At 49.0% G+C, this 12,279-nt stretch carries 11 protein-coding genes; 4 read left to right on the plus strand and 7 right to left on the minus strand.

The genetic code is table 11. The features are described from left to right. Positions 1-3: 3 nt before the first annotated feature. Together KNQ11_RS09000 and KNQ11_RS09005 are read left to right on the plus strand one after the other, a co-directional pair. A complete protein-coding gene (locus tag KNQ11_RS09000) occupies positions 4-501 on the plus strand; it encodes an Lrp/AsnC family transcriptional regulator (protein ID WP_050678638.1) in 498 nt (165 codons plus the stop codon). Next, positions 498-1,688 carry an aminotransferase gene (locus tag KNQ11_RS09005; protein ID WP_149427745.1) on the plus strand — a complete coding sequence of 397 codons (1,191 nt, stop codon included), beginning with the start codon at positions 498-500 and terminating at the stop codon, positions 1,686-1,688. The genes KNQ11_RS09000 and KNQ11_RS09005 overlap by 4 nt, the downstream gene beginning before the upstream one ends. 41 nt (positions 1,689-1,729) lie before the next feature. Here the strand turns inward: KNQ11_RS09005 and KNQ11_RS09010 are convergent, their stop codons facing one another. Further along, on the minus strand, positions 1,730-2,617 hold the full coding sequence (locus KNQ11_RS09010; protein WP_251139648.1) for a MazG nucleotide pyrophosphohydrolase domain-containing protein: 888 nt from the start codon (positions 2,615-2,617) through the stop codon (positions 1,730-1,732). After that, positions 2,583-2,768, minus strand: a complete 186-nt coding sequence (locus KNQ11_RS09015) for a hypothetical protein (protein WP_064299469.1) — start codon at positions 2,766-2,768, stop codon at positions 2,583-2,585. The genes KNQ11_RS09010 and KNQ11_RS09015 overlap by 35 nt, the downstream gene beginning before the upstream one ends. 93 nt (positions 2,769-2,861) lie before the next feature. On the opposite strand from KNQ11_RS09015, the gene ytvI reads away from it, so the two are divergent. Continuing rightward, positions 2,862-3,986, plus strand: coding sequence for a sporulation integral membrane protein YtvI (ytvI, locus tag KNQ11_RS09020; protein WP_214771183.1), 1,125 nt, complete (start codon positions 2,862-2,864; stop codon positions 3,984-3,986). On the opposite strand, the gene KNQ11_RS09025 is transcribed toward ytvI, so the two are convergent. Genes KNQ11_RS09025 through KNQ11_RS09035 form a run of 3 tightly spaced genes read right to left on the minus strand, consistent with a single transcriptional unit; the run spans position 3,966 to position 6,194 of the window. Then, positions 3,966-4,634, minus strand: a complete 669-nt coding sequence (locus KNQ11_RS09025) for a DUF429 domain-containing protein (RefSeq protein ID WP_214771186.1) — start codon at positions 4,632-4,634, stop codon at positions 3,966-3,968. The genes ytvI and KNQ11_RS09025 overlap by 21 nt on opposite strands. Continuing rightward, the gene (locus tag KNQ11_RS09030; protein WP_156323189.1) at positions 4,615-4,785 is read right to left on the minus strand and encodes a hypothetical protein; all 171 of its coding nucleotides are present in this window, start codon (positions 4,783-4,785) and stop codon (positions 4,615-4,617) included. Before KNQ11_RS09030 ends, KNQ11_RS09025 begins: the two co-directional genes overlap by 20 nt. After that, positions 4,782-6,194, minus strand: a complete 1,413-nt coding sequence (locus tag KNQ11_RS09035) for a leucyl aminopeptidase (protein ID WP_214771188.1) — start codon at positions 6,192-6,194, stop codon at positions 4,782-4,784. Before KNQ11_RS09035 ends, KNQ11_RS09030 begins: the two co-directional genes overlap by 4 nt. 353 nt (positions 6,195-6,547) lie before the next feature. Between KNQ11_RS09035 and ptsP the strand changes: the two genes are divergently transcribed. Continuing rightward, positions 6,548-8,272 (plus strand): phosphoenolpyruvate--protein phosphotransferase, encoded by a 1,725-nt coding sequence (gene ptsP / locus KNQ11_RS09040; RefSeq protein WP_023469128.1) that lies wholly within the window; start codon positions 6,548-6,550, stop codon positions 8,270-8,272. A 108-nt stretch (positions 8,273-8,380) separates the two neighbouring features. Here ptsP and KNQ11_RS09045 read toward each other — a convergent pair whose 3' ends face one another. Then, positions 8,381-9,898: an MDR family MFS transporter gene (locus KNQ11_RS09045; protein ID WP_214771190.1), complete on the minus strand. Its 1,518-nt coding sequence runs from the start codon at positions 9,896-9,898 to the stop codon at positions 8,381-8,383. 152 nt (positions 9,899-10,050) lie between these two features. Further along, the gene (ptsG, locus tag KNQ11_RS09050) at positions 10,051-12,162 is read right to left on the minus strand and encodes a glucose-specific PTS transporter subunit IIBC (protein WP_214771193.1); all 2,112 of its coding nucleotides are present in this window, start codon (positions 12,160-12,162) and stop codon (positions 10,051-10,053) included. Positions 12,163-12,279: the final 117 nt, after the last annotated feature.

The following is a 12,279-nucleotide window of genomic DNA, read 5'->3' on the forward strand; positions in this document are numbered from 1 at the left end:
CCCATGTACACCGAAAAACAACTCGAATTATTAGCATTATTAACACAAAATGGTCCGATGGACGTGGACTTGCTTGCGCAAATGCTCGACTGGGAAGCGTCAGAAGTAGCAGCTTCCATCGAGACATTCAAACGCGACGGTGTCCTACTCGGTTACACCGCTGTCATCGACTGGCAAAAGATTCATGCCCATCATGGCGTGACAGCTTTCATCGATGTCAAAGTCACACCGAAACGCGGACGCGGGTTTGACGAGGTAGCGGAGCGCATCCATCGTTTCCCGGAAGTGACGTCCCTTTATCTGATGTCGGGCGCATACGACTTACAAGTCGTACTTGATGGCAAATCGCTACAAGAAGTCTCTCAATTCGTCTCGGAAAAATTATCGACGCTCGACTCCGTCATCTCGACGACGACCCATTTCCGCTTGAAGACCTACAAGCACGATGGTGTTCTCTTCAGTCAGGATGATGATGACAAACGATTGAAGGTGTCTCCATGAAGTCTCTATCTGAACGTGTCGAACAGTTAGCCCCATCCGGCATCCGTCGTTTCTTTGATTTAGCAGGATCGATGGAAGACGTCATCTCCCTTGGTGTCGGCGAACCTGATTTCGTCACGCCATGGAATGTTCGCGAAGCGAGCTTCGCAGCACTCGAGCAAGGTTATACAGCGTATAGTGCCAACGCCGGTTTACTCGAGTTACGTCAGGAAATCGCGCTCTATATGCAAGAAAAATTCACCATCTCCTATTCGACGACGGAAGAAATCATCGTTACGACTGGAGCATCAGAGGGACTCGACCTTGCCTTTCGTAGTTTGATCAATCCAGGAGATGAAGTCATCGTCGTCGAACCGGCATTCGTTTCGTATGCTCCCTTGATCGAACTCGCTGGAGGCATTCCTGTCGCCGCTGCGTGTCATGCAGAAGACGGTTTTGCGATTCAACCGGAAACGATCGAACAATTGCTGACAGATAAGACGAAAGCGATCATTTTCTGTTTCCCATCGAATCCGACAGGCTCGACGATGTCGCGCGATCAATTAGCGGACCTAGCCTTACTCGTCCAAAAGCATGATCTATATGTCATCAGTGACGAAATCTATGCGGAACTGTCCTACGAAACGGAAGCGATCTGCTTTGCGACCCTTCCCGGTATGCGAGAGCGGACGATCATCATCAACGGTTTCTCGAAAGCCTTCGCGATGACAGGATGGCGGCTCGGTTTCACTTGTGCGCCACCTGCAATCACACAATCGATGCTGAAGGTCCATCAATACGGGATGATGTGTGCCCCGACACTCGTTCAATTCGCGGGCATTGAAGCACTGCGTTCTCGTCATAAAACGGTCCCTGACATGGTGACGAGTTATCGTCAACGCCGGAACTACTTCGTTAAGGCATTAAACGATGCGGGTCTCCCGACACACTTACCGGGTGGCGCCTTCTATGCCTTTCCGTACATCGGTCATACCGGACTAACGAGCGAGCAGTTCGCTGAGCAATTGTTACTCGCTGAGCGCGTCGCCGTCGTTCCAGGATCCGTCTTCGGAGCAAGCGGTGAAGGTTATGTCCGGGCGAGTTATGCGAGTTCGATTGAACAACTGCAAGAAGCGATCGCTCGGATTCATCGCTTCATGAAAAAATGGCAGGCTCAAGATGAGGCAGCATCGTCTCATTCACATTAAAAAATGATCCGCCTTGCTCAAAGAAGCAGGCGGATCATTTTTTAGTCTACATAGAGAACGAGAAACATTCGATGGTCGTCTTCCGCATGATACGGCGAGATCGGACCGAGTTGTGGCGCAAAGACTTCTAAGCGATACGGTGAATCCTTGAAGTCAAGCGGTGTCCGCTCTTTGATCAAGCGTCCCATTTCGTCCGCTAGTTCTTTCACTTCAACCAAACTACGCGAGCGTTCCATCGGTGCTTCGAAGACGAATGCCTCGATCCCCTCAATCGTCGCACATCGGAGAAAACGCCGGAGTGACGGCAATGCTGCTTCCATGTTATCCTCTATCGTTTGGTTCTCCTCGTACACAGGGGCTCCCCAGAGGCGTGCCTCGCTTCCTGTCGCACTTCGGAAATGATCAATCGTCTCTTCCGTGATGGGATCACGCGTCAACGCGAAGCGTGTTTTATCCCGCTTCAGATTCTTTTCATTCGTCCGGTCGATTTCTGTCAGTAAATCAAGTTGAAGTGGTCGTGCTAACCGAAACAGTTCGCGTTGCAGACGTGCTAAGGAATGACCAATCGGAACAATCGTGTCTTTCGCTTTCGGTGGTTTGTCCCCTTCATAACCGTTCATGACACGTGCGATTTGTCCGGCCTCATGCACGAGTCGATAAAACGAACCGTCCTGATCATCATTTACTGTACCGAGCGTCTCATGCTGTGCTGCAAGATCCGTCACGTATTGGTTCGCAAGACAGGTCGAGATCATCAAGACGTCGACAAGTTCAAAACGAAGGGCTTCTAAATCATTTTGTTCCAGTGCTTCTCCGACTTCACCGACTTCTTCCGTCAGGCGCGCGAGACCAGATAGCGGTCGAAAATAACCACCGAGTGAGCGAATCGTCGCATCAACCTTTTGTTGCAGTGTCTTCATCTGTTCCATCTGTCTGACCCTCCACGATTGCCTGGCGTACGTGCATTTCTGTCTCTTGTTTAACGCGTTGCGTAAATGCCTGGTTTTTCTTCCATTCTCGGATTCCGACAGATGTCGCAGCAATCAACGCAGCAATTAGTCCAATTTCTCTTTTACGCATCGAGATCTCCTCCTTTTGAATGACTCGTAACCTATCTAAACATGATATGATGATATCAATTAATTCTACATAATTCAGTAAGAGGTGTTGCTTGTGTCGACTGAACGTCTTTGGCAAATGGCCCGGTTCCTGACGGTGATCTTCGCCTTCTTAGTTGGTGGATGGTTACTCATCCGCCTCTCGTCCATTTTGTATCCGTTTGTCTTTGCGTTTCTGCTTGCCCTTTTGAGTCGACCGCTCGTCGATTTTTTCCAAAAGCGGTTACGAATCACTCGCGGATGGGGTGCGTTGTTGTCCATCATTTTGATCAGTGGCTTATTAGTTGGTTCGCTCGCCTTGATCATCATGCAGTTGATTCGCGGTCTTGTATTTGTCGCCAACCAATTACCGGCGCAAATCCAAGAGTTGAGCCTGTATTTTCAAAAGCTGTACAATGAAAAACTGGCACCCATCTGGAACGATGCTTCTGAAGCCTTACGCTCACTAGAGCCATCGCAACAAAATACGGTTCAAAACAGTATCCAATCTCTCGGTAGTTCACTTGCGAGTGCGATTGGCGAAGGCTCAAAAAGTATCGCCATGATGCTACAGACGGTCCTTGCGACATTGCCATCGATTGCATTGATTTTCGTCATCGTCTTACTTGCTTGGTTTTTCATCGCAAAAGATTGGCACCAGTACGAGATGCGATTGAAGCGCTATGAGATGCTTCCTTGGTTCGCTCGTTTCGAGTCGGTCTTCCTGAGCTTACGATCTGCCTTATTCGGCTATCTCAAAGCGCAGCTCACGTTGATCACGATCACGTTCTTCATCGTCTTGATTGGTTTGTTCATCATTGGTGTCGAGCATCCGTTCGCAGTTGCTTTTATCGCTGCCTTTTTTGATATCTTGCCGTATCTTGGCACCGGTTCCGTCTTCCTGCCTTGGATTGCCTATTCGATCATCACGGGTAATACAACACTTGCGATTGGACTCGGGATTCTATACGCTCTCGTCATTCTGCAGCGTAACATCATGGAACCGAAAATCGTCGGCGATAATATCGGGATTCAACCAATCACGGCGTTGATTGCGCTGTTCGTCGGGATCAAATTCTTTGGTGTCTTCGGACTGATTCTCGGACCATTGATCGCTGTCATCTTAAAAGCACTCTACAACGCCCAGATTTTTCATTATATCTGGGACTTCGTCAAAGGATCACCCACACCATTTCGGTGAGGGTGATTTTTTTGGTACAGCTGCATATAACGGATATCCTTCCGGATCCACCGGTCGACTCGCCGGCAAATAATCACACGGAAAACGGGCGCCCGTCGCAAGCAGACAAGCGTCGAGCCAATCATCGACCGCAACATGCGACTGACGCTGTTCCCATAACGGCGGACAATCAAAACGCTCGAGCAATTCAATCCGTTCCGCAATGCCTTCGGTCGTTTTCTTTGAAAAGCGTGCCGGATGACCGGCGAGTCGCGCGAAACAGACTTCCGGATGGGCTTCAATCATCTCCGTTCGATATACGCTGCGAACTTCTCTGATTTTCGGTAATAGATACCACGCTTGTTTTGAAAGCCCGATCCCCGCATGTTGTTTGGCTAAATCATTTGCTTCCATATAGCTAGAAGCTGTCAGTGCACTGAGGAACGGGGCATTGAAGACACTGCTCGTTCGCCCAGGGCGTAATTCCTGTCGCAACAGTTGATCCGTTTCCCGTCGTCCTTCCATCAAGCCGATCGGCATATCGATCCAGATCCGGTCAGCTAGCGGAATCTGAGTAAGCGTCGGTTCGACGAATCCCGTATAACGACCATTTTCGTACATAACGACGACCCACCCCGCCTTTGCCGCATCAATCCCGATGACGTGCATTCGTCTTCTCCCGGAAAGAACGCAGTAGTGATAAGACGGTGAAGATACCGATGAACGTCGCGAGACCGAGCGATAGACGGTCGCGCGCATCCATATACCAGACGACGGCAAGAATCGTCAACAAGACGCCGAGTAGATTCCAACGTCTCATTTTTCTTGCTCGACGAACCGGTACAGACTACGGACCATGACGCCCGTTGCTCCTTTTGGACCAATCTCAGACGCTTGATTCTGTTCCGATGTTCCTGCGATATCGAGGTGTAGCCAAGGTGTGTCACCAACGAATTCGCCGACGAACGCACCACCGAAGATCATGTGTCCCATGCGTCCCGGTGAGTTGTTCAAGTCTGCGACTTCCGAACGGCGGACTTGTTTGATGAAGGCATCGACATACGGCATTTGCCAGACCATCTCATTCGTCTCTTTCGTCACCTGCTCAAAACGCTCATAGAGTGATGCATCATTCGTCAACGCACCTGTGATTTCCGTTCCAAGGGCGACTAGGACACCACCTGTCAGTGTCGCGAGATCAATGATCGCTTTTGGCTGATACTCTTTGACGTACGTGACCGCATCTGCAAGAACAAGTCGTCCTTCCGCATCCGTGTTCAAGACTTCAATCGTTTTTCCTGCCATCGATGTGATGACGTCATCCGGCTTGAAGGCATCCCCGGAAATCATGTTGTCGGTTGCTGGAATGACACCGATGACGTGAACATCTGGCTTCAGTTGACCGAGTGCTTCGAACAGACCAAGAACGGCTGCTGCGCCCCCCATATCGCCTTTCATTCCGACGATCCCGTCTTTCGGTTTGATCGAATAACCACCTGTATCGAACGTGACGCCCTTCCCGACGACCGCGATTGGTGCTTCTGCTGATCCTTTATATTCAAGGACAATCAATTTCGGTGGAATGACGGATCCTTGGTTGACGGCAAGCAAGGCACCCATCCCGAGTGCTTCCATCTCTTCCTTATCGATGATCCGGAGATCATGCCCATGCCGTTCCGCGATGAAACGTGCTTCGTCCGCAAGCGCTGGCGCTGTCAAAAGATTCCCTGGCATCGTTACGAGACGACGCGCTAAGTTCGTCGCTTCACCCAAGGCTGTACCACGAAGGACGGCTTCGTTATCAGAAGGTAAGACCGTCAGTTGTAACGTATATGCTTTCGAAGGCGACGTCTTATAATGTTTGACCTCATATGTAGCGAGGGTGAATGTCTCGGCAATCAGCTCGACCGGTTGCCCTGGGAATGTTGTTGCGTCAACTGTGACATGTTCTAAGCGACGTGCTTTGACATGCTGTGCCGCTTTCCCGAGCAAGCGACGTAAATCGTCTTGCGAGAGCTGATCAACTTTTCCGAGTCCAACGAACAGTACACGTGCGACGTCGCCCGCTAACGTTGGCAATAGACGCAGTTCTCCTCGTTTCGTTGAGATATCGCCTTGACGAACCCACTCTTTTAGTTTGTCACCATACAGTGCTTGTAACCGTTCATCGAGCGGTTGATTTCCAGAAATCCCGACAACGAGTACATCTACGGATTGATTCGTTTGCATATAAAACTCCCCCTTTGACTAGTATCTATTAGTATGAAGTGTTTTCAGTCATTTTCCAACTGATAGCCTCTCGACTGACCGCAAACGCTTTCACTACTTCTGTTCGACAATTTGTCGAAATGCTTGGTTTCAAACAATTGTTGCCCGTTTCACAATATGATAGGATTATACAGGTGAAATGTTGAGACACTTCAAGAAACGATGCGTTTGCTGTTCCGAGAAATGTCTACGTTTTCATTCAAGGGAGAGTGCGCAGAAGGCTCGTTAAGAGAGAGGCGTTTATGGGTATCTATAGATAGCTAAGAAACGAAGTCGTCGCGTTAAAAAAACTTACTGAAAAGAGGGTAATGCACATGGCACAACATATCAAGGGAATTGGCGCTTCTGCAGGGATCGCGATTGCAAAAGCATTCGTGATGGAAACACCGGTCTTTGAGATTCCATCGCACAAAATCGAGGATGCAGCTGCGGAAAAAGAACGTTTCCAAGCAGCGATCGCAAAATCGAAGACAGAACTCGAAGTCATTCGTGAAAATACCTTACAAGAATTAGGTCCAGATAAAGCGGAGATCTTCTCGGCTCACCTTCTCATCTTAGAAGATCCGGAAATCGTCAGTCAGGTGAACGCAAAAATCGAGGACGAGCAAGCAAATGCTGCAAAAGCACTCGATGAAGTCGCAAACATGATGGTCATGATTTTCGAATCGATGGATAACGAATACATGCGCGAACGTGCAGCAGACGTTCGTGACGTCACGAAACGGACGATGGCTCACCTTCTCGGTATCACGTTCGTCACTCCAGCTCAAATCAACGAAGAAGTCATCATCATCGCGGAAGACTTGACTCCTTCGGATACAGCTCAATTGAACCGTAAATATGCTAAAGGTTTCGCAACGAACATTGGTGGCCGGACATCGCACTCTGCCATCATGTCACGTTCACTCGAAATCCCAGCAGTCGTCGGAACAAAAGTCGTCTTGACGGACGTTAAACACGGCGATCTTCTCATCCTTGATGGTGCAGAAGGTGACGTCATCGTCAACCCAAGCGAAGAGCAAGTTGCTGAGTATGAAGCAAAACGCGCAGCATACATCGCACAAAAAGAAGAGTGGAAAAAACTCAAGAACGAAAAAACAATGACGGCTGACGGTCATCACGTCGAGCTCGCTGCAAACATCGGTACACCAAACGATGTCAAAGGCGTTTTGGATAACGGTGCAGAAGCAGTCGGTCTCTACCGTACGGAATTCCTCTACATGGATGCAGAGACATTCCCAACGGAAGATGAGCAGTTCACAGCTTACAAAACGGTTCTCGAATCTATGGGCGATAAAAAAGTCGTCATCCGGACACTTGATATCGGTGGCGATAAAGAATTGTCGTACCTTGATCTCCCACACGAGATGAACCCGTTCCTCGGTTACCGTGCGATCCGTCTCTGTCTCGATCAAACAGACTTGTTCCGTACACAATTACGCGCACTTCTTCGTGCGAGTGCATACGGTAAACTCGCTGTCATGTTCCCGATGATCGCAACGATCGAAGAGTTCCGTGCTGCAAAAGCACTTCTCCTTGAAGAGAAAGCAAACCTCCAAGCTGAAGGCGTTACGGTATCGGAAGACATCGAAGTCGGTATGATGGTCGAAATCCCAGCAACGGCAGTCATGGCTCGTCAGTTCGCAAAAGAAGTCGACTTCTTCTCTGTCGGAACGAACGATTTGATTCAATACACGATGGCGGCAGACCGGATGAACGAAAAAGTATCATACCTGTACCAACCGTTCAACCCAGCGATCTTGAACCTCTTGAACAACGTCATCACTGAAGCACACAAAGCAGGCAAATGGGTCGGCATGTGTGGTGAGATGGCAGGAGAAGAATTGGCACTTCCGATCCTTCTTGGTCTTGGTCTCGATGAGTTCTCAATGTCAGCATCATCTGTCCTTCGCGCACGTAGCTTGATGACACGCCTCAATAAATCAGAGTGTGAAGCAATCGTTGAGCAAGTACTCGATATGGATACGGCAGAAGAAGTCGTCGACTTCCTCAGCACGACTTTCGACATCAAAAAATAAGTTTTGTCAGACGAATCTGGAACAATCCAGGTTCGTCTTTTTTTGTCTAATTCAACAAAAAAACAACGCCTCTTTCTTATAAGAAAGAAGACGTTGTTGAAATGGTGATTATTGAGCTTGTTTCTTCTTCGCGGGAGTAGCTTGTTCCGACAAAATCGGACGCTCGTTCCCCATCAAGAAGATAAAGATGACACCGAGTACTGCTGGAATCAACGCCCAGAAATAGACGGTTGAGATCGATTCTGCAAGCGACGTCTTGATTGCTGTCGCAACTTCTGGTGGCATCTTCGCAAACGCAGCAGCCGTTGGGAACTGTCCACCGGACGGCGCTCCACCTTGCGGCAACCGATCCGCTACAGCTGACGCGAACGTCCGTGATTGGATGATTCCGAGAACCGTGACACCAAGCGTCATCCCGATTGTCCGGAATGTCGAGCCCATCGAGGTCGCTGCGCCACGACGTTGCATCTCGATGCCATTGATACTCGCTAGATTCAACAGAGAGAAACTAAAGCCAACACCAAAGCCAAGAATGATCATATAAATCGTTATCGCTGTCCGCGATGTCTCAAGCGTCATCGTACTAAGGAGATAGACACCGAATAGGAAGAAGACCGCTGAGACGATCATGACGTTCCGGAATCCAAACTTGTTCGGCAACTGTCCACCAAGTTGCGCCGAGATGACCGAGGCGATCAACATCGGCATCAGGATCAGACCGGAGTTCGTCGCGCTTCCACCAAAGACACCTTGCACGAAGATTGGAATGAATACACTCGCTGAGATGAAGACGAATCCATAAAAGAACGCCACGCCTTGTGTTGCCGCAAATAAGCGACGGCGGAATAGACTGAACGTAATGACGGGATCCGCGGCACGTCGTTCAGCAAATGCGAAGGCAACGAACGCGACGAACGCTGCTCCGAACAGACCAAGAATTTGTGGCGAAGACCATGCATACTCTTTGCCACCCATTTCGAGCGCGAGTAAGAATAACACCAATCCGGCGACAAGCGTAAAGGCACCGACGTAGTCGATTTTCTGTGTCCGGTGCACCGATGATTCCTGATAGAAGACCGTCACGAGACCAAGGGCAATCAAACCAAGTGGAATATTAATGTAGAACACCCAGCGCCAGTCGAGGGAATCCGTCAATACGGCACCAAGCAACGGTCCGAAGATACTCGAGATTCCAAAGACTGCTCCGAACAATCCACTGACTTTCCCCCGTTTTTCCGGCGGGAAGATATCAAAGATGATCGTAAAGGCAATCGGCATCAACGCTCCACCACCAAGCCCTTGCAAGGCACGATAGGCAGACAATTCAATGATCGAGTCTGCCATTCCACATAAGATACTTCCCACCATGAAGAGGAGCATCCCAAAGAGGAAGAAGCGTTTTCTTCCATACATGTCACTCAATTTACCGAAGATCGGCATTCCGGCAACGGTTGCGATCATGTAAGCCGACGTGACCCATGCATACTGATCAAACCCATTCAGTTCGCTGACAATCGTCGGCATCGCTGTCGCAACGATCGTGTTATCCATTGCTGCGACTAAAATCCCAATCAATAATCCGATGACGACAGGTGTCGTATTCGTTTTTGTTGTAGTCGAAGACATCGACGCACCTCATTTCTCAAAAAATTAGCTAACTCTTATAATAGCTAACTCATTGTATCATCATATGTGCAAAATCTCATTATCAAATGTGCTCTATGATCGTTTCACACAAAAAAGACGGATCGCTCAGGGCGATCCGTCGCTTTTCTTCTTTACTCTACTCGATACGAAATCGCTTCTCCGGCTTCGACCGTCCGTCCGACATCAACATCAACTTTTCGATCCCCACTATTCGTGACGATGATCGGCGTCAGTAATGATGGTACGAGTGGTCGTACTTGTTCAAGATCGACATTGAGGAGTGGCGTCCCCGGTTCGACACGATCGCCGGCTTTCGCCAACGCCTCGAATCCTTTTCCTTCGAGTGACACCGTATCAATACCGATGTGAATCAAGATTTCATCTCCATTATCCGCAAGAATACCGATCGCGTGTTTCGTCGGGAAGAACGTCGTGATCTCACCAGAGACTGGAGAGACGACATATCCTTCCGTTGGTTCGATCGCATATCCGTCACCCATCATGCGACCGGAGAACACTTGATCTGGTACATCATCGAGAGAACGAATGATACCGCTCAGTGGTGCGACATATCCATCTTCAGGCACGTAAGCCCCACCACGATCCCCAGCGAGTGGACCGGCATCTGCTGTACCAGTTCCAGAAGTCCGTGCTTCGTCTCCCGTTGGTACTTGTGGAATTGGATCTGCTTCTGGTGTTTCTTTCGGTTTATAATTTGGATCTTTCATGATATCTGCCATTTCTGTCTTGATCCCATCGGATTTCGGTCCAAAGATTGCTTGGACGTTATCTCCGACTTCAAGAACACCAGCAGCACCGAGTTCTTTCAAGCGATCCTTGTTGACGCCTGATTTATCATTGACCGTAATCCGAAGTCGTGTGATACAAGCATCTAAGTGTTTAATGTTTGATGGACCACCGAATGCTTGTAGAATTTCATACGGTAGATCGCCGGCTTGTGCCGTTGAGGTAGCGGCACCTTCCTTAATTGCTTCGCGCCCCGGAATCTTCAGATCAAACTTCGTGATGACGAAGCGGAATCCGAAGTAATAGATGACGGCGAAGACAAGACCGACTGGAATGACGAGCCACCACGAGGTTCGGTTCGGTAGAATCCCGAACAACGTGTAGTCAATCAATCCACCGGAGAACGTCATCCCGATCTTGACGTTCAGTAAATCCATGATCATGAATGAAAGACCTGCAAAGACGGCGTGAACGGCAAACAAAAGTGGTGCGACGAATACGAAGGAGAACTCGACTGGCTCCGTGATCCCAGTTAAGAAAGAAGTCAACGCAGCTGAGAAGTAAAGACCTTCGACGGCTTTACGACGATCCTTCGCAACGGTATGGTACATCGCAAGACAGGCTGCTGGAAGACCGAACATCATGAATGGATATTTCCCGGTCATATATGTCCCTGCTGTAAATGGTACACCGTCCTTCAACTGTGCGAAGAAGATCCGCTGATCCCCATTGATGATCGTTCCTGCTTTATCCGTATATTCCCCAAACTGGAACCAGAAGCTTGAGTACCAGATATGGTGAAGACCAAACGGAATCAACGAACGTTCGACAAGTCCAAAGATGAAGGCAGACAACGGTTCGTTCGCTTCGATGATTGTTTTTGAGAATGTGTTGATTCCACTACCGATCGGTGGCCAAATATACGACAAGGCAAACCCTGCGACAAGACTGAATAAGGCGGTTGCGATCGGAACAAAACGCTTCCCTGCGAAGAATCCGAGGAAATCAGGCAGTTTGATTTTAAAGAATTTATTATAACTGTACGCTGCTATCAAACCGGCAATGATCCCTCCGAATACCCCCATTTGCAAGGTCGGTATCCCGAGGACCGTCGCATACGACAAGTCACTCGCTTTCTGTGCTTCCGTGATTTTTTCTGGTGTGATCTGTAAGAAAGAACTGATGACCTTGTTCATGATCAAGAAACCGACGATCGCTGCTAGACCGGCGACCCCTTCCCCATTCGCAAGACCAATCGCGACCCCGACGGCAAACAGTAACCCGAGGTTCGCAAAGATGATATCACCCGCATCCTGCATGACCCGCCAGATGACGACTAGCGAATCGTTCTCGAGGAACGGTAAATATTGCGTCAAGTTCGGGTTTTGAAACGCTGTCCCGAACGCGAGCAATAGCCCCGCTGCCGGCAAAATCGCTACCGGTAACATCAAGGCCTTACCGATCCGCTGTAAGACACCAAACACGTTTTTCCACATGCGTATATTCCCTCCTTTTTTAAACAAACTACTTAATTCATACCCTAAAATATTCTAGTGCAAAACGATTCTAAAAGATTTTTCCAAAAAAAATGAGCCCTTCCGCAGAAGGACTCA

Source organism: Exiguobacterium sp. s39 (assembly GCF_018618925.1).
In the GTDB taxonomy this organism is placed as follows: domain Bacteria; phylum Bacillota; class Bacilli; order Exiguobacteriales; family Exiguobacteriaceae; genus Exiguobacterium_A; species Exiguobacterium_A abrahamii.